Raw genomic sequence first — 17722 nt, forward strand, 5'->3', positions numbered from 1 at the left:
AATGATCCGCTCTATAGTCCGTGGTTTCGGGGCAGCGCTTCCGAAGCGTGTCATGACCAACAGCGAAATCGAAGGTGTCGTCGAGACTTCCGACGAATGGATCGTGCAGCGCACGGGCATCAAGCAGCGCTATATCGCCGGCGAAGGTGAAACCACCGCGTCCCTCGGCGAAGCGGCGGCGCGCGCCGCGCTCGATAATGCCGGCCTGACGCCCGACGATATCGACCTCATCATTCTGGCCACCTCGACCCCGGACAATACCTTTCCGGCAACGGCGGTGAACATCCAGAACCGGCTGGGCATGACCCATGGTTTCGCCTTCGACATGCAGGCCGTCTGCTCCGGTTTCGTTTATGCCGTATCGACCGCCGATCTCTATATTCGCGGCGGCATGGCCAAGCGCGTTCTGGTGATCGGCTCCGAAACCTTCTCGCGCATCCTCGACTGGAAGGACCGTACCACCTGCGTTCTCTTCGGCGACGGCGCCGGCGCGCTGGTTCTGGAGGCCGGCGAAGGCGAGGGCACCTCCGCCGATCGCGGCATTCTGACGGCGCAGCTTCGCTCCGACGGCTCGCACAAGGAAAAGCTCTATGTCGATGGCGGGCCTTCCACCACAGGCACCGTCGGTCATCTGCGCATGGAAGGCCGGGAAGTGTTCAAGCACGCCGTCGGCATGATCACCGACGTCATCGAACAGGCCTTCGAGGCGACGGGCACGACGTCCGACGATCTCGACTGGCTGGTTCCGCATCAGGCCAACAAGCGCATCATCGACGGTTCGGCAAAGAAGCTCAACATCGACCCGGAAAAGGTCGTGATCACCGTCGATCAGCACGGCAATACCTCGGCCGCCTCCATTCCGCTGGCGCTCGCCGTTGCCGCCGGTGACGGACGCATCAAGAAGGGCGATCTGGTCATGCTGGAGGCCATGGGCGGCGGCTTCACCTGGGGCGCGGTGCTGCTGCGCTGGTAAAGGCCTGATTTCCGCGTTTGCCGGGGCGATGGCGCGAAATCGGTTGTGATTTTCGCGCTCTCGCCCCGATTGGAAGCGCCGGAGCGGCCCGAGGCTGTGTCAAAACCGTATCAGTCGCTCTAAGCCCTTGCACTGATTGCCGAAAGCCTCAAATGAATCTGGAACAATCCCTTGACCGGTCGCCACAAGGGAAATAATCTCGGCGGCTCCTAGAGAAGAGTTCAGACACGGTTTGTGGGGAAAAATGGCCGGGAAGACAGTGACACGCGCAGATCTTGCAGAATCTGTGTTTCGTAAAGTCGGGCTGTCCCGCACCGAATCCGCCGAGCTGGTCGAAACGATCATCGACGAAATATGCAACGCGATCACCCGCGGCGAAGTCGTCAAGCTCTCTTCCTTCGCAACTTTCCAGATCAGGGAAAAGAACGAGCGCATCGGCCGCAACCCGAAGACGGGTGAGGAAGTTCCGATTTCCCCACGTCGCGTCATGACCTTCAAGGCCTCGAACGTGCTCAAGCAGCGCATTCTGAAGGCCCATACGGCCCGCAAGACCAAGCAGAAGGGCCAGAAGGCGGGGGCATAATCCCTCACTCAAGGTCGGAGCGACACGCCTTTTTTGCCGTATCGCAAGCCTTTTTCCCCATTCTTCTTGTGAACATACTTGAATTTCAACGTGCAAGCCGTTGAAATCCAGTCGACTCACATCATAATCATTTTAGTGATTTGTATCTCGCCGCGACGGCGTCGGCGCGGGGTCGTAACCGACTTTGCGTGGTGTTTGACCGGCGGGTGAAAAGCGTTCTCGTTCAGTGTCCGGCCGGATGCATGGCGCTCCGGTTCGGATGGGAGTGGAAATTTGGATAAAAGCCCCGACGCGTTTCGGACGATCAGTGAAGTGGCGGATGAGCTGAACCTGCCGCAGCATGTGCTGCGTTTCTGGGAAACACGCTTTCCGCAGATCAAGCCGATGAAACGGGGCGGGGGCCGCCGTTATTACCGTCCTGACGATATCGATCTCCTGAAGGGCATTCGTCACCTTCTTTATGACCATGGCTACACCATCAAGGGCGTACAGAAGCTGCTGAAAGCCAATGGCAATCGCTTCGTGGCGGCCATCGCCTCCGGTGATCTTGCGACCATGGAAGCCATCATGGCGGCGAGCGGTGAAAAGGAAGTCGCCGAACCGCGTGTCGTCGATACCGATGGGGACGAGGTCGTCGGTCGCCCGAAGGCCAAGCCAAGCGGCCGTTTTTTCGGTTTCGGCGGTGGTGGCGGCGATGCGGAAATATCGGTCGGCAAGTCGAGCATCGGCAAGGACGATCAGGCGCTTTTGCAGGAAGCCCTGTTCGATCTCCTCGAATGCAAGCGCCTTCTCGATCAGGTTCGCTGACGGTTTATCCACAGCTCATTTGCGTGCTTTCCATTCGGGAAATCGAGAAAACAAGGAGTTAGGGCGTTTTCCCGATTCTCTGAAAAACGAAAACGCCCGGCAATGCCAACCTTTCGGAAACTCCTTTGGCCGATAATGCGGCTCCGTAAAAAGGAGTCCGATCGTGAGCAATCGAAAATCGACAGCACGACGCCGCACGGCGAAGAAATCGGGTGGCGGTAGCGTTTGGCCATGGGTGCTGATGCTGGGCGTCGTTGCCGGCGGCATTCAGGCTTACGAACATCGCGACAGTCTTTTGCCGCAGCGGCATGTTGCAAAGGCGACATCTCCGGCCACGAGTTCTTCGAAAGTCGCGACGGCGGCCAAACGCGATTCCGTCGCGCCGGAGAAAGTGGCATCCATCCGCCCCGCATCGCCGGCTCTGCCCGGCAACGGCCCGGTGCCGCCGCGCCCGATCGCCATGCCGTCCGTCTCGCAGCCGAGCCAGGTTGCCGCTATCCTGCCGGAAACCCGCCCTTCGGTCGAAAAAATCTCGCTCGGTGAAAAAAGCGGTACATTTGCCTTTTGCGGTCGTTCCGGCCTCAACAATTGCGTGGCCGATGGCAACACCTTCTGGATGAAGGGCGTGAAAATGCAGCTTGCCGGCATAGAAGTGCCGCAGATCGACCGGGCGCGCTGCATGGAAGAGCGCCAGCGCGGCTTCGTTGCGAAGGTCAGGCTTCGCGATATGCTGAATGCCGGCGCCTTCGATGTGGCGTCCTCCGCTGCTGCGGGCGGGCAAGCCACGGACCGCAAACGGCTTTCGCGTTCGGGCGTATCCTTCGCCGATCAACTCGTGCGGGAAGGGCTCGCGCATCCGGCATCGGCAAAAAATCAGTCCTGGTGTGGCTAAAGCGTTCTCGCTTTTCTTCGAATCGGAAAAACGTTCCAGCTCTTTGTTTGCTGCATTTCCGGACGGAAAACCGGGTTCCACTTTTCCTGGAAATGCTCCGAGGCCCCGTTGACCGAAACGGTTCGGCCTGTGTAGATGAGGCTCAGTCGTGTTTGGGACCGGCCCCAATGCCGGGCGCCAGAAGCATGACGATTTTTTGCAGCGCCCCTGCCGAAACGGTACGCGGCGCGGCAATGCGGACGTGGCGAAATCGGTAGACGCAGCAGACTTAAAATCTGCCGACCATTGGTCTTGCGGGTTCAAGTCCCGCCGTCCGCACCACTTTCTTCCCCTGACTTATCGTCTGTGTCCACCTTCTGAGCCGGCGTAAAACACCCGTTCACGTGCACGGCATGGTCACTTGAAAATCATCAAAAAGAACCTATTGACCTTGCCACGATGGGAAGCCCTATCTTTTTTTTAACACAAGAAAAGAGGGGTCATACGCATGTCACAAATGGAGATCCGGGCGAGCCATCAGATTGCGATCGATGGCATGACATGCGCCTCCTGTGTCGGCCGCGTTGAAAAGGCGATTGCCAAGGTGCCGGGCGTTCTGAAAGCTTCGGTCAATCTGGCAACGGAACGTGCCGACATTTCCTTTTCCGGGCCGCCGGATGTGCCAGCCGTTATCGAGGCAGTGCGGCAGGCCGGTTACAGCGTCGAAGAGAAAACCATCGAACTCGATATTGAGGGCATGACCTGCGCCTCCTGTGTCGGACGTGTCGAAAAGGCGTTGAAGGCCGTATCCGGTGTTTCCGGTGCAAGCGTCAATCTGGCGACGGAGCGCGCCACCGTCCGCGTCGCCGGCAACGCCGCCTCTGCGGCCAATCTAGCGGACGCCATCCAGCGGGCGGGCTATAAGGCGAACGAGGTTGTCGCCGACAAAGCCAGAGATGGAGAGCAGGACAAGCGCGAGGCGGAACTGCGCAGCCTCAAAATCAGCCTCGCCGTCGCCGTTGTTCTGACGCTACCGGTTTTCGTGCTGGAAATGGGGTCGCATCTGGTGCCCGCCATCCATGATTTCGTGATGGAAACGGTCGGCATGCAGGAAAGCTGGTATCTGCAATTTGCGCTGACGACGCTGGTTCTGTTCGGGCCCGGCCTGCGCTTCTTCAAAAAGGGCATACCCGCACTTCTGCGGCTGGCGCCGGACATGAATTCGCTCGTCGTGCTGGGCACCGCCGCCGCCTGGGGATTTTCGGTTGTCGCAACCTTCATGCCCAAAATCCTGCCGAGCGGCACGGCCAATGTCTATTACGAGGCGGCGGCGGTCATCGTCACGCTCATCCTTCTCGGACGTTTTCTGGAAGCGCGCGCCAAAGGCCGCACCAGCGAGGCGATAAAGCGGCTCGTCGGCCTGCAGGCCAAGTCCGCTCGCGTGCTGCGCGATGGCGAAACCATCGATGTGCCGTTGCAGGATGTGCGCACCGGCGATGTGATCGTCGTTCGCCCCGGCGAGAAGGTGCCGGTCGATGGGCTGGTCCTCAGTGGCTCTTCCTATGTCGATGAATCGATGATCACAGGCGAACCGGTGCCGGTCACCAAGGCGGCGGGGTCCGAAGTCGTCGGCGGCACGGTCAACCGCAACGGTTCTTTCACCTTCCGCGCCACCAAGGTCGGCGCCGATACGCTGATCGCCCAGATCATCCGCATGGTCGAGGAGGCGCAGGCCGACAAGCTGCCCATTCAGGCGCTGGTGGACAAGGTGACCAACTGGTTCGTGCCGGCGGTGATGCTGGCAGCGCTCGCCACCTTCATCGTCTGGTTCATGTTCGGGCCTGATCCGGCCTTGACCTTCGCGCTCGTCAATGCGGTTGCGGTGCTTATCATCGCCTGTCCCTGCGCCATGGGCCTTGCCACGCCGACCTCGATCATGGTCGGCACCGGCCGCGCCGCCGAAATGGGCGTGCTGTTCCGCCGCGGCGATGCGCTCCAGACGCTCCGCGATGCCGATGTGATCGCCGTCGACAAGACCGGCACCCTGACGCTCGGCAAGCCGAAACTGGTGCATTTTACCACGACAGAGGGCTTCGATGCGGATGAGGTGTTGCGCCTCGTCGCCTCGCTGGAGAACCATTCCGAACATCCGATTGCCGAAGCGATCGTTGAGGCTGCGAAACATGGCGGCCTGACGCTTGCCGATGCGGAAGGCTTCGAGGCGACCCCCGGATTTGGTGTTGCAGCCATGGTCGACGGCCGCAGGGTGGAAGCGGGCGCGGACCGGTTCATGGCGAAGCTCGGTTACGATGTCGCGATGTTCGCAGACGATGCCGAGCGGCTGGGCAGGGAAGGGCAGTCACCGCTTTACGCCGCCGTCGATGGCAGGCTGGCCGCGATCGTCGCGGTTGCCGATCCGGTCAAGCAAACCACCCCGGAAGCGATTGCGGCGCTGCATGCGCTCGGCCTCAAGGTCACGATGATCACGGGTGACAATCGCCGCACCGCTGAAGCCATCGCCCGCCGCCTCGGCATTGACGAGGTTGTTGCGGAAGTGCTGCCCGACGGCAAGGTGGAGGCCGTCAAGAGGCTTGCCGCCGGCGGGCGACGTGTCGCCTTTGTCGGCGATGGCATCAACGATGCGCCGGCGCTGGCCGCCGCCGATGTCGGCCTTGCTATCGGCACGGGCACGGATGTCGCCATTGAAAGCGCCGATGTGGTGCTGATGTCTGGCGATTTGCGCGGCGTCGCCAATGCCATCGCGCTCTCCAAGGCCACGATCCGCAATATCGGCCAGAATCTGTTCTGGGCCTTCGCTTACAATGCCGCTCTCGTTCCCGTGGCGGCCGGAATATTGTATCCTGTCAACGGCGTTCTGCTGTCGCCTGTCCTTGCCGCCGGAGCCATGGCGCTTTCCAGCGTCTTCGTATTGACGAACGCGCTGCGCCTGAAAAGCTTCCGCGCGCCGCTGGTGGACAGATCGTCCGGCATGCAGCTCGCAGCGGCCGAATAGGAGGCGGACATGATGACGCCTGGCAACACAATCTATCTGCCGCAGATCGGACGCAGCATCATGGCGGCGCAGGGTGAGACCGTGCTTCAGGCCGCACTGGCGGCAGGGGTTACTTATCCGCATGGCTGTCGCATGGGCCGCTGCGGCGCCTGCAAGTCTCATCTCATTTCCGGCGAAATCGATCTTCTCAAGCATACGCCCTTCTCCTTGACCGAAGAGGATAAAGCCGATGGCCTGACGCTCGCCTGCCGTGCCGTGCCGCTGAGCGACATGACGATCAGCTGGCTCGACGGGGCGGATGAGATCGCCGATATTCCGACCGGCCGCTTTGAGGGCGTGGTTGCGGAGGCGGTGGACGCGACGCATGATATCAAGCTCATCCGCATCCGGCTTGACGATCGCGGGCGGTTTACCTTCAAACCCGGACAATATGTGCGCCTGCTTTATCCCGACTGTTCGCCGCGCGATTATTCCATTGCCAGCAGGGTGGATGAGGAACTGATTGAATTCCACATCCGGCATGTTCCCGGCGGCATGACGAGCAGCCGCATCTTCTCGCTCGCCAGCGCGGGTGACCCCGTCACGATAGTCGGGCCTTTCGGCTCTTCGTTTCTGCGGGAAAAACATTGCGGGCCGATCCTCGGCATTGCCGGCGGTTCGGGGCTCGCTCCCGTCAAGGCCGTTGTCGAGGCGGCGCTCGCAACGGGCCGCGAACGACCGGTTCATGTCTATTTCGGCGCGCGCGCCGAGCGTGATCTCTATATGCTCGACCGCTTCGGCGATCTTGCCGCGCGGCATGGCAATCTGAGTTTCGTTCCGGTGCTCTCGCATGAGGAACATGCCGATATCCGGTGCGGTTATGTCGGTGCGGCCGTGGCGGATGATTTCGACGATCTCGATGGCTGGAAAGCCTATATTGCAGGCCCGCCGGCCATGATCGAGGCGACGGTGCCGCAGCTTCTGGCGCGCGGCATGCGCACCGCCGACATTCATGCAGACGTGTTTTTCACCCCGGAAAGATAGGAGCAGGATCGATGAATATTGGCACAGCCGCCACCGCATCCGGTGTTTCTGCGAAGATGATCAGGCATTACGAGACAATCGGCCTGATCAAATCGGCAAACCGTACGGAGTCGGGATACAGGGTCTATACGGCCAATGATCTGGAAACGCTGCGTTTCATCCGGCGCGGACGCGATCTCGGTTTTTCCATCGAAAAGATCAGGCAGCTCATGACGCTCTGGCGCGATCCGGGCGGCGCCTCCTGCGATGTCAAACGCATCGTCATGGAACATGTCGTCGATCTGGAAGCGAAGATGCATACGCTTCGCGAGATGGCCGATACGCTGCGAAACCTCGCAACCTATTGCCCTGACAACGGTGAGCCGGATTGCCCGATCATCCATGATCTCGCCCATGCCGAGGATATCGATTTTACGACCGTGGCCATCGTGCCCAAGCGCACCGGAATGCTGAAGGGCACCTCCGGTCCGGTGATGGATCTACAGCGCCCGGTGAAATAAGCGGCCGTTTTCCTTTTGGGAAACGGGCGTGGATTGCAGTGCAGACGCCAATTGTGGTGAAGGAGACCAAGCCATGTGGATACAGATAATACAGCGCTTCCTTATTCTGTGCCTGATGCTGGCGATCGTGTCCGTCATCGCGTTTCTTCTGCCCTATATGGCGGGCGGCGATCCGGCCCGCACCATTCTCATGTCGCGCATGCGCGATACGGCGCTCGATCCTCACGCGGTCGAGGCGCTCAGGGTCAGCCTCGGACTGGACCGCCCGCTCTATGCGCAATATTTCGCATGGTTGTCGGGCGCGCTGCGGGGCGATCTCGGATTTTCCTTCACCAGCAGCCAGCCGGTCGCCGCCGAGCTTTTGCGATCGCTCTGGGTGTCGGTGACGCTGGCGCTGACGGCGCTGGCGGTCGCGGTGGCCGTCGCCCTGCCGCTCGGCACCCTGGCGGCGATGCGTCCCGGCGGTCGGCTGGACAATTTCGCGACGCTGATGATCCAGACCTTCGTTGCAACGCCCGAATACTGGTTTGCGCCCATGTCGGCGCTGGTCTTCGCGCTCTATCTCGGCTGGTTACCCTCGGCCGGATGGGATAGCTGGCGTTCGCTGGTGCTTCCCGCACTTACCCTGACGTTGCGGCCGCTCGCCTATTTCACCCAGGTGACGCGGGCGGCAATGGCCGAGGTTCTGCGCGCGCCCTATATCACGGCGGCCCGCAGCCGCGGTCTCGGCATGCATGGCACGGTTATGCGCCACGGCATCCGCAACGGCTCGCTGCCGGTGGTCACCTTCTTCGCCCTGTGGCTTGCCGGCCTGCTTGGCGGATCGGTGGTCGTGGAAGTGATCTTCGCCATTCCCGGCATGGGCCGTCTTCTCTACGACGCCGTGGTCAATCGCGATATTCCGATGCTGCAGGGCGGTTTCATCTGCATCGTGGCGCTCTCCATCCTGATCAATACCCTGGCCGACAGCTTTTATGTCCTGATCAATCCAGCAATGCGAGCTCACCATGACCATTAGCCACTTCCCGAGCGCGTCTGCCGCCGCCATGCCGATGACCACGCCCAAGCGCCCTTCGAACCTCGCCCGGTTCACGGATTTCATCCGCCGTCGGCACTGGACCTTCTATGCGGGATCGGCGATTTTTCTCGTCATCATCCTGCTGCTGGTGATCGCGCCGTGGATTTCGCCCTATGATCCGGCAAAGCAGAGCCTTCGGCTCAGGCTGAATGCGCCGAGCGCCGCCTATTGGCTGGGGACGGACCATCTCGGGCGGGATGTCTTGAGCCGGTTGTTGATCGGCGGCCGCTTCACGGTCACGATTGCCGCCATCACCGTCATTCTGTCGGTCGTGATCGGAACCTTCATCGGCATCATCAGCGGCCGCAGCCGTGGCATCCTCGACGAAGTGCTGATGCGCATCGTGGACCTGCTCATCGCCATACCGGACGTGGTGATTGCGATTTTCCTCGTCGCCATTTTCGGTCCGGGATATGGCACGCTGATCGCGTCGCTGACCATCGTTGGCTGGACACCTTTTGCGCGGCTGGCGCGGGGGCTGACGCTCTCGATCAATTCCCGCGAATATATCCGCGCGGCAGAGGTGCTCGGCTGCACACGGCGCTTCATCATCTTCCGGCATATCATTCCCAACACGATCTGGCCCATTGCGGCCGTGGCGTTCCTGCGCTTTGGCCACAAGCTGATCACGGTGGGCGGATTGTCGTTTCTGGGCCTTGGCGTACAGCCGCCGGCCGCCGACTGGGCGCTGATGCTGGCCGATGCGCAGGCTTACGCGGAACGGATGCCCGTTCTCGTCATCGCACCGGGTCTGGCGATTTTCCTGGCGGCGCTGAGCGTGACGTGGATCGGCCATGGCCTGAACCTGGAAACGAAGAAAACCAACGGTCATTGACGCCTGCCAACGGGCAATGGTCGATTTGACGATTGTCAAACATAGATGACGCAACGGAACCGGAAGGAGAGTAATATCGTCTGAAGCCGCATGAAGAATACGCAATGCCTCCGATTCAATAAAAATAAGGGGAACTCTTATGAATATCGAAGGACAAACGCTTGCCAATACGGCCATGTCCCCTGAATGCGCACCGCTTCTGGAGATAGAGGACCTGCACGTTTCCGTGCCGGCGCAAAATGGTCGCAAGTTTGTTATTTCGGGCCTGACGCTTTCCGTCAACGCCGGAGAAGTCGTCGCTCTCGTCGGCGAATCCGGGTCGGGCAAGAGCATGACGGCGCTGTCGCTGATGCGGCTTTTGCCGCAGGGCGCGGAAATCAATTCCGGCCGCATTTCCTTTGCCGGGCGCGACATTCTCGCTCTGTCATCTTCCGAACTCGATGCGCTGCGCGGCGCCGATATCAGCATGCTGTTCCAGCAGCCGCAAGCCATGCTCGACCCGACAAGCCGGGTGAGGACGCAGGTGGCGGAGCCGCTCTGGATTCACCGTAAAATGAGCCGGCATGCCGCACTTAACCGGGTCGTCGGCCTTCTGTCGGATGTCGGCATTCCCGATCCGTCGGCGCGGGCGCAGTGCTTTGCGCATGAGCTTTCCGGCGGCATGGCGCAACGTGTGATGATTGCGGCCGCACTCTCCGGCAATCCGCAGCTTCTGATCGCAGACGAACCGACGACGGCGCTTGATGTCACCGTTCAGGCACAAATCCTGCGCCTGCTCGACGACGAGCGCCGCAAGCGCCGGCTTGCCACGCTGCTCATCACCCACGATCTCTCGGTCGTCGCCGCCTTCGCGGACCGGATCGCGGTCATGTATGCCGGCCGCATCGTCGAGGAGGGGCCGACCCAGGCGATCCTCAAGGCGCCGCAGCACCCCTATACCAAGGCGCTCATCAGCTGTTCGCTGTTGACCACCGACAGCGAGGGGCAGTTGCTGACGATCCCCGGCTCCAGTGCGCAGGCCCATGACATGTCCTGCGGCTGCCGGTTTCATCCGCGCTGCGCGCTTGCCAATTCGGCAGGCATGAGCGGCCGCTGCATGGCCTCGGAACCGGATCTGAATGCCTTGCCCGAAGGGCGCAAGGCGCGGTGCTGGGCGGTCGGTCACGACCATGCCAACCACGATCATGCCGGTCACGATCATGCCGGTCACACGGTCTGCTGAGGGAGGGCGACGATGCTAGCGACAGCGACGACACAGACCCCGCCATCGGCGGAAAACGGCAAGCGGCCCTTCGTGGTCGCGAAGAACCTTTGCAAATATTATCCCATATCGGGCTTCGGTCACCGTGTGGTGAAATCCGTCGACGATGTTTCCCTGACGATCGGTGAGGGGGAAGTGCTTGGTCTCGTCGGTGAATCCGGATGCGGCAAAAGCACGGTTGCCGGGCTGATTACGCGGCTGACCCACGCAACGAAAGGCGAGGTCAGCATCGGGCAGAACGATATGCTGCACATGCAGGGCGAGGCGCTGCGGCGCATGCGCCGGGTCGTGCAACTGGTGTTTCAGGACCCTTATTCCGCACTCGATCCGCGCATGCGTATCGGCCAGAGCATGGAAGCGCCGCTTGCCCAGCATGGCATCGGCACGCGCGAGGAGCGCACGGCCCGGGTTTTCCGGATGCTGGAAGAGGTCGGCCTCGACGGCTCTTTTTACGATCGGTATCCGAGCCAGTGTTCCGGCGGACAGTTGCAGCGCGTCGTCATCGGCCGCGCCCTGCTTCTCAATCCGAGCTTCCTTGTCTGCGACGAGCCGACATCGGCGCTCGACGCCTCGATGCGCACGCAGATCCTGAACCTTCTGATGGACATGAAGCGCCGTCACGGTTTGACGGTTCTGATGATTTCCCACGATCTGCGCGTGGTGCGTTATCTCTGTGATCGCATCGCCGTGATGTATCTCGGACGCGTCGTTGAGATAGCCGACCGGGAGGAACTTTTCCGGGCGCCGAAGCACCCCTATACCAAGGCTCTCATTGCATCCTCGATGCTGGACGAGACGGGGTTATATGCACCGGAGATGCTTCTGGACGGCGATCTGCCGAGCCCTCTCAATCCTCCCAACGGCTGCAAATTCCACACCCGCTGCAAATATGCGACCGGGATATGCGGCGAGGTGGAACCCGTTCTGGAAGGCGTTTCCGGCGAGCATTTCGCGCGCTGCCATCGCTGGCGGGAATGGGGCTGACGGACAACGCAGTTACAGTTTTCTGTTGCCGTAAAAACAGATGAATTGTGTGTTTACGGATTAATATCGGAATAAAATTCCGAGTACAAAACGTAAAATAGATAATATTCGAATGGATAATCGAGAGATATCCATAGGGTATTCTTATTGCCTTTGTAATGATTGAGTGAAATTTCGTGAAAATATACGAATTGTGAGCGTTGTCATCAAAAATAAAAGGGGAATATTCTATGATGAAGCACGCACTTTTGGCGTCATGCGCCATTGTGGTTTCGTTTGGAACGCATGCGGCAGAGGCCGCCACGATTACCTATGACGATAATTTCGGTGTGAAGACCGGCTGGCAGATGGCTTCCGACGACGCCTATCTCGGCTCGCGTGCGGGTTGTTTCGAAAGCCTGGTGCGTGTCGGTTATGACATGAAGCTGGAGCCAAGCCTCGCCGAGTCCTGGAAGCAGTCTGATCCCAAGGTGTGGGAATTCAAGCTGCGCAAGGACGTCAAGTTCCAGAACGGCGAACCGCTCGATGCCAAGGCCGCGGTCAATGCACTCAGCAATCTCTTAAAAGCGCCCGTGCCCGCCCGTGCCTTCTCTCCGAAGCTGATTGCCGCCGTCGAAGCCGGCGGCGATGATGTGGTGAAGATCACGACGATCGAACCCTCTGTGCTGCTGCCGGCGCAGATGGCAAGCCCCGCCACCTCCATCCTTGCTCCATCCGCCTATAAGGACGGTAAGGTCGACCCGATCGGAACCTGCACCGGACCTTTCAAGATCACCGAGGTCGATCCCAGCCAGCATATGGTTCTGACGGCCAATCACGACTATTGGGGCGGCATGCCGAAACTTTCCGGCGGCCGTGTCAATTTCGTGCCCGATGCCGACACACGCGCCACCCAGGTCCGAACCGGGGAAGCGCAGGTTTCGCGGCTCGTGCCGCCATGGACGGTCAAGACCATCGAATCCACCGATGGCGTCAAGGTCGCGCCAATCCCGTCGCCGCGTATCACCGAGTTGCTGCTGAACAATTCAAAGCCGCCTTTCAACAATATCAAGGTGCGCCAGGCGATCCAGGCCGCCATCGATACGGGTGGTATCGCCGAGAGTATCTATGAAGGCGTGGTCAAGGGCGCGACCATGCCTTTTGCGGCCGGCGAACCGTGGGCTGCAAAGGAAACCAAACCCGCTTATGACGTGGAAAAAGCCAAGGATCTGCTGAAAGAGGCCGGCGTTGCACCCGGCAGCCTTAAGGTGACGCTCCTTGCCTATACTGCAAAGACCGAACTAAAGGACGTCGCGGCGATCATCCAGGCGCAGTTGCAGGAAATCGGCATCAAGGTCGATGTCCGCGTTGCCGATTACAGCGCCATCGAGCCCGATATGCTGGCCGGCAACTTCGACATGGCGCTGCTGTCTCGCGGTTACGCCACTGATGTCGCCGAACCGGCCGGTTTCCTGAATGCCGACTACACCTGCGGCGGCAGCTACAATATCTCGCATTATTGCAATGCGGAGACGGACAAGCTGATCAAATCCGCCTATTCGGCGGGCGAACCCACCAAGCGTTACGCCATTTACGGCGAAGCGGCGAAGAAGATTTATGACGAAGCCGTCTCCGTCTTCCTCATCCATGAGACCGTGTTCGATGCCTATTCGGCAAAGCTCGAAAACTACAAGCCGCATCCGCTGAACTATTTTGTCATGACCAAGGATCTGGCGACAAAGTAAGTTGGTGCGACGGTGCTGATTGAGAGGGACCCGGCTCGCAAGAGCCGGATCTTTTTTGTGATGAGGCCCTTGAACCTCTCCTCCGTCATTCCGGCCCTGAGCCGGAATCCAGCCAGCCCAAGTCCTTGGGCTGAAAGGAGTCTTCCCGCCGTACAGACGCACGTCGGCTGGATTCCGGCTCAAGGCCGGAATGACGGAGGAGGGGAACAGACAGGTTCACAAGGCCGGTGTGACGGCATGTGGATGATTCGCTTTATTAAACTGGAAAAATCTCCTCCGTCATCCCTGATTGAAAGGGAGAGGGCATTCGCCATCGGGGAGGAAAGAGGGACGGATGCCGTCCAAAACCGTCACATAATGCAGCGTGAAGCGGGGCAGGTGGGGCGATCCGGCGGCTGCAGGGATGAAGCGCCGCCGGTATCTCTTCGGATCAGGCGCGCGCTTCCGGCGTATAGCCTGCAGCGGTGATGATTTCGGCAATACGTGCTGCATCGGAGACGCCGCCAACCACGACCGTGCGGCTTGCCGGATCGGCATGCACGGCAGCGCCGGGAACGGTCTTTTCGATCGCGCCCTTGATCACTCCGGCGCAGTGACCGCAGGTCATGTCTTCAACGTGAAAAGAAAGGTCTGCATCGACCGGTGCCGTGGTGGTTTCGGCGTGATGCTGGTGAGCGGTACACATAGGCGGTTCTCCATGGTTTGGAATTCTAACAGGAGGAGCCTGGACTATTCCAACGTGGGAAGGTCAAGCGCTTTATTCGCCGGCGCTCAACAAGTGTGCCACGACATCAGCTGCGCCAGAAGATCGGCATCAGCAGCACCAGAACCGTCAGGATTTCCAGACGTCCGAGCAGCATCAGGACCGAGAGGAGATAAAGCGCGGGATCGCTGATGGTGGAGAAATTCCCCGCCGGGCCGATGATCGGGCCGATGCCGGGCCCGACATTGGCGAGTGAGGTCGCAACGGCCGAGGTGGCGGTCAGGAAATCGTAACCCATCAGGCTCATGGCAAGGCTGCCGGCGATCCACAGGGCAATGAAGCAGCTGACGAACAGGAAGATCGTCCGGATCGTATCGGGATCGACCACCTGCTGGCCGTAACGCACCGAATAGACCGCGTTCGGATAGATCAGCTTTTTTAGCCCGGCGCGCACCACGTTGAACATGATGAGAAAACGATAGGCCTTGATACCGCCCGCCGTCGAGCCGGAACAGCCGCCCATGAAGGTTGCGAAAAAGGCGACGACGACGACGAAAGGCCCCCAGAGCGTATAATCGTCGCTGGCAAAGCCGCCGGTCGAAAGGATCGAGGTCATATTGAAGAAGGAATGGCTGAGCGCGTCATCCAGCGGCACGCCGTTCCTGAAATGATGGTAGACGCCGACCGCAATCGAGATCGCACAGAGATAACCGAGGAAGACGGCGATCTGCGGGTCGCGCAGCGTCTCCAGCCGCCGCCGTACGGCCAGCAGGATCATGACCGAGAAGGGCAGGCTGCCGAAGATCAGGAAGATGGTGGCGATCCACAAGAGCGCCGTATTGTCGAAATAGGCGAAAGACGCGTCATGGGTGGAAAAACCGCCGGTCGCGACCGTCGACATGGCATGGTTCAGCGCATCGAAATGCGACATGCCGGCAAAATCGTAAGCGATGGTACAGGCAAGCGTCATGATGATGTAAATGGCCACGAAAGCCCGGGTGAAGCTCGCCAGCCGCGCAAAAGGCCGGTCGTTGCCGGTATCGGAAGATTCCATGCGGAAGAAGGTCATGCCGCCAACGCGCAGCAGCGGCAGGATGAAGAGGCCAAGCGCCACGATACCGATACCGCCAAGCCAGCACAGCAGCGAACGCCACAGAAGGATGCCCTGCGGCGCGTTGTCGAGACCGGCAATGGCTGTAGACCCCGTCGTCGTAATCGCGGAAACGGATTCGAACAGCGCCTGGCCGAGCGTCAGGTTGAGTTCGGACAGGTAAAGCGGAACCGCGCCGACAATGGAAAACACCAGCCAGAGCAGGTTGACGAGCAGAAAGCCGAAACGTTTGTTGAAGGCAGCAATCGGGCCGCGCGTCGCCAGCGCGCAGGCAAGCGCAAAGCCCCCGCACATGAACCCTGACAGCGCAAACACCATCCAGTCGTCATTGCCGTAATAAAGATCGGTGAGCGCCGGCAGGAACATGGCCGTCGCCATGTAAAGCCCGAAGATGGACGCCACATATATGACCGAGCGCAGAAGGTTGCTGTTCAAGAAATGAAACCCGGAGTTTGTTGCCGCGCTGAAATGAGTCTTTGTCTCGGACGTCTTCCTATGGCATAGCGGGTGCCATTATGAATTTCAATGGATTGACTATCGTGGACAAGCAGCTTGTGGAAGCAGCGCGGCGAGAAGTGCGGGAAATATTCCCGGAAACGCCGTTGCAGTTGAATGAACATCTCAGCCGTCGGTATGGCGCGTCGATTTGGCTGAAGCGTGAGGATCTGTCCCCGGTTCGTTCCTACAAGATTAGAGGCGCATTCAACTTCCTGCGCAAGGCGGTGGCCAAGGCCGGCAAGAACAAGGTTTTCGTCTGTGCTTCGGCCGGCAACCATGCGCAGGGCTTTGCTTTCGCCTGCCGTCATTTCGGTGTTCACGGCGTTGTTTTCATGCCGGTGACGACACCGCAGCAGAAGATCGAAAAGACCCGCATCTTCGGCGGCGAATTCATCAGCATCCGTCTGGTGGGCGATATATTCGACCAGTGTTACGCCGCTGCCCGCAAATATGTTGAGGACAATGACGGCTACATGGTGCCGCCCTTCGACCATGAGGACATCATCGAAGGCCAGGCGACGGTCGCCGCCGAGATCATGGATCAGCTTCCGGAAGGCACGAAGCCGGATATCGTCGTCATGCCCGTCGGCGGCGGCGGTCTTTCTGCCGGTCTTTCGGGCTTTCTCGCCGGCACGGTCCGCAAGGAGAACTTCGTGTTCTGCGAGCCGGAAGGGGCGCCGAGCCTGAAGAAAAGCCTCGAACGCGGCGAACCGGTGACGCTCACCAAGGTCGACAATTTCGTCGACGGCGCCGCCGTTGCCCGCATTGGCGACCTGAACTTCAAGGCCCTGAAGGATTTTCCGGCCGAGCAGGTCATGCTCATCCCGGAAAACGCCATCTGCGTGACGATCATCGAGATGCTGAATCTCGAAGGCGTGGTGCTGGAGCCGGCCGGCGCGCTGGCGATTGCCGCGCTGGAAAAGCTCGGCCGCGAGAGGCTGGAAGGCAAGACGGTCATTGCCGTGGTTTCCGGCGGCAATTTCGATTTCGAGCGCCTTCCGGATGTGAAGGAACGCGCCATGCGTTATACGGGCGTGAAGAAATACTTCATTCTGCGCCTGCCGCAGCGCCCCGGCGCGCTGCGCGATTTCCTCAACCTGCTCGGCCCGGATGACGATATCGCCCGTTTCGAATATCTGAAGAAATCGGCCCGCAATTTCGGTTCGATCCTGATCGGTATCGAAACCAGCGCGAAGGAGAACTTCGCCGGCCTGCTGGAACGCTTCGAAGCCGCTGGTCTCGGTTATGAGGACATCACCGAAAACGACATCCTGTCGAACCTGATCATCTGATCGGGGAGCGAAAGGCAGGGAAGGGCGGATCGCCTCCGCCCTTCAAAACTGACACAGATTGAGGGAGTGAAAGCCATGGCATCGTTTTTTTCCAAAATCCTCTCGGCCTTCGGCTCCGGCCAGCCGTCCTCCGACGCGCCGCAGAAGACGGCCCAGGCGGAGCCGCATGCGCATGGCGACTATCTGATCTATGCGACGCCGATCAAGGAAGGCGGCCAGTTCCGCCTGGCGGGCCGCATCGAAAAAAAGGCCGGCGATGAAGTGCTGGTGCATGAATTCGTGCGCGCCGACGTCTTCACCAGCATGGACGATGCGGTTGAGTTCACGATCCGCAAGGCGAAGCTCATCATCGACCAGAACGGCGCTTCGCTTTTCCCAGGAAAATGATGACGCATTCTTGCCCCGGATATTAAGATTCCGTTGTTTGCTTCGGCCTATCCTTCTCAAAATGTGAAGCCGCGCGCCA

Annotated in this window: 16 protein-coding genes and 1 tRNA gene; 15 read left to right on the forward strand and 2 right to left on the reverse strand. The window is 60.1% G+C overall.

All coding sequences use genetic code 11. The features are described 5' to 3' along the window. Position 1: 1 nt before the first annotated feature. The 13 genes from ACQZ5K_RS17030 (at position 2) to ACQZ5K_RS17090 (ending at position 13652) form a co-directional block, all read left to right on the forward strand. Positions 2 to 973 (forward strand): beta-ketoacyl-ACP synthase III, encoded by a 972-nt coding sequence (locus tag ACQZ5K_RS17030; protein ID WP_059752548.1) that lies wholly within the window; start codon positions 2 to 4, stop codon positions 971 to 973. A 244-nt stretch (positions 974 to 1217) separates the two neighbouring features. Then, positions 1218 to 1556, forward strand: a complete 339-nt coding sequence (locus tag ACQZ5K_RS17035; RefSeq protein WP_003512530.1) for an integration host factor subunit alpha — start codon at positions 1218 to 1220, stop codon at positions 1554 to 1556. A gap of 273 nt (positions 1557 to 1829) precedes the next feature. Beyond that, positions 1830 to 2363, forward strand: a complete 534-nt coding sequence (locus ACQZ5K_RS17040; RefSeq protein ID WP_003520813.1) for a MerR family transcriptional regulator — start codon at positions 1830 to 1832, stop codon at positions 2361 to 2363. A 163-nt stretch (positions 2364 to 2526) separates the two neighbouring features. Continuing rightward, positions 2527 to 3255 carry a nuclease gene (locus tag ACQZ5K_RS17045; protein ID WP_448740922.1) on the forward strand — a complete coding sequence of 243 codons (729 nt, stop codon included), beginning with the start codon at positions 2527 to 2529 and terminating at the stop codon, positions 3253 to 3255. 235 nt (positions 3256 to 3490) lie between these two features. Beyond that, positions 3491 to 3576 (forward strand) — tRNA-Leu (locus ACQZ5K_RS17050). Positions 3577 to 3742: 166 nt separating this feature from the next. Beyond that, positions 3743 to 6247, forward strand: coding sequence for a heavy metal translocating P-type ATPase (locus tag ACQZ5K_RS17055; protein ID WP_448740923.1), 2505 nt, complete (start codon positions 3743 to 3745; stop codon positions 6245 to 6247). Positions 6248 to 6259: 12 nt separating this feature from the next. Beyond that, positions 6260 to 7270, forward strand: coding sequence for a 2Fe-2S iron-sulfur cluster-binding protein (locus ACQZ5K_RS17060; RefSeq protein WP_080853185.1), 1011 nt, complete (start codon positions 6260 to 6262; stop codon positions 7268 to 7270). An 11-nt stretch (positions 7271 to 7281) separates the two neighbouring features. Then, positions 7282 to 7770 (forward strand): Cu(I)-responsive transcriptional regulator, encoded by a 489-nt coding sequence (gene cueR / locus ACQZ5K_RS17065; RefSeq protein WP_003520818.1) that lies wholly within the window; start codon positions 7282 to 7284, stop codon positions 7768 to 7770. Positions 7771 to 7843: 73 nt separating this feature from the next. Further along, a complete protein-coding gene (locus tag ACQZ5K_RS17070; RefSeq protein WP_448740924.1) occupies positions 7844 to 8788 on the forward strand; it encodes an ABC transporter permease in 945 nt (314 codons plus the stop codon). Continuing rightward, a complete protein-coding gene (locus ACQZ5K_RS17075) occupies positions 8778 to 9683 on the forward strand; it encodes an ABC transporter permease (RefSeq protein ID WP_020810437.1) in 906 nt (301 codons plus the stop codon). The genes ACQZ5K_RS17070 and ACQZ5K_RS17075 overlap by 11 nt, the downstream gene beginning before the upstream one ends. 139 nt (positions 9684 to 9822) lie before the next feature. Beyond that, complete coding sequence (locus tag ACQZ5K_RS17080) at positions 9823 to 10905, forward strand: ABC transporter ATP-binding protein (protein ID WP_269830790.1); 1083 nt, start codon at positions 9823 to 9825, stop codon at positions 10903 to 10905. A 12-nt stretch (positions 10906 to 10917) separates the two neighbouring features. Beyond that, positions 10918 to 11928, forward strand: a complete 1011-nt coding sequence (locus ACQZ5K_RS17085) for an ABC transporter ATP-binding protein (protein ID WP_448740925.1) — start codon at positions 10918 to 10920, stop codon at positions 11926 to 11928. 230 nt (positions 11929 to 12158) lie between these two features. Next, positions 12159 to 13652, forward strand: a complete 1494-nt coding sequence (locus tag ACQZ5K_RS17090) for an ABC transporter substrate-binding protein (RefSeq protein ID WP_448740926.1) — start codon at positions 12159 to 12161, stop codon at positions 13650 to 13652. Between the two features lie 430 nt (positions 13653 to 14082). Here the strand turns inward: ACQZ5K_RS17090 and ACQZ5K_RS17095 are convergent, their stop codons facing one another. Both ACQZ5K_RS17095 and ACQZ5K_RS17100 read right to left on the reverse strand, forming a co-directional pair. Beyond that, positions 14083 to 14337: a heavy-metal-associated domain-containing protein gene (locus ACQZ5K_RS17095; RefSeq protein WP_003521591.1), complete on the reverse strand. Its 255-nt coding sequence runs from the start codon at positions 14335 to 14337 to the stop codon at positions 14083 to 14085. 106 nt (positions 14338 to 14443) lie between these two features. After that, entirely contained in the window at positions 14444 to 15901 is a 1458-nt protein-coding gene (locus ACQZ5K_RS17100) for a TrkH family potassium uptake protein (protein ID WP_020811121.1), read from the reverse strand. 80 nt (positions 15902 to 15981) lie between these two features. Between ACQZ5K_RS17100 and ilvA the strand changes: the two genes are divergently transcribed. Beyond that, positions 15982 to 17256, forward strand: a complete 1275-nt coding sequence (gene ilvA, locus ACQZ5K_RS17105; protein ID WP_020811122.1) for a threonine ammonia-lyase — start codon at positions 15982 to 15984, stop codon at positions 17254 to 17256. Between the two features lie 75 nt (positions 17257 to 17331). Beyond that, entirely contained in the window at positions 17332 to 17643 is a 312-nt protein-coding gene (locus ACQZ5K_RS17110; RefSeq protein WP_020811123.1) for an HlyU family transcriptional regulator, read from the forward strand. Positions 17644 to 17722 lie beyond the last annotated feature (79 nt).

The organism is Agrobacterium sp. 22-226-1 (genome assembly GCF_053522345.1).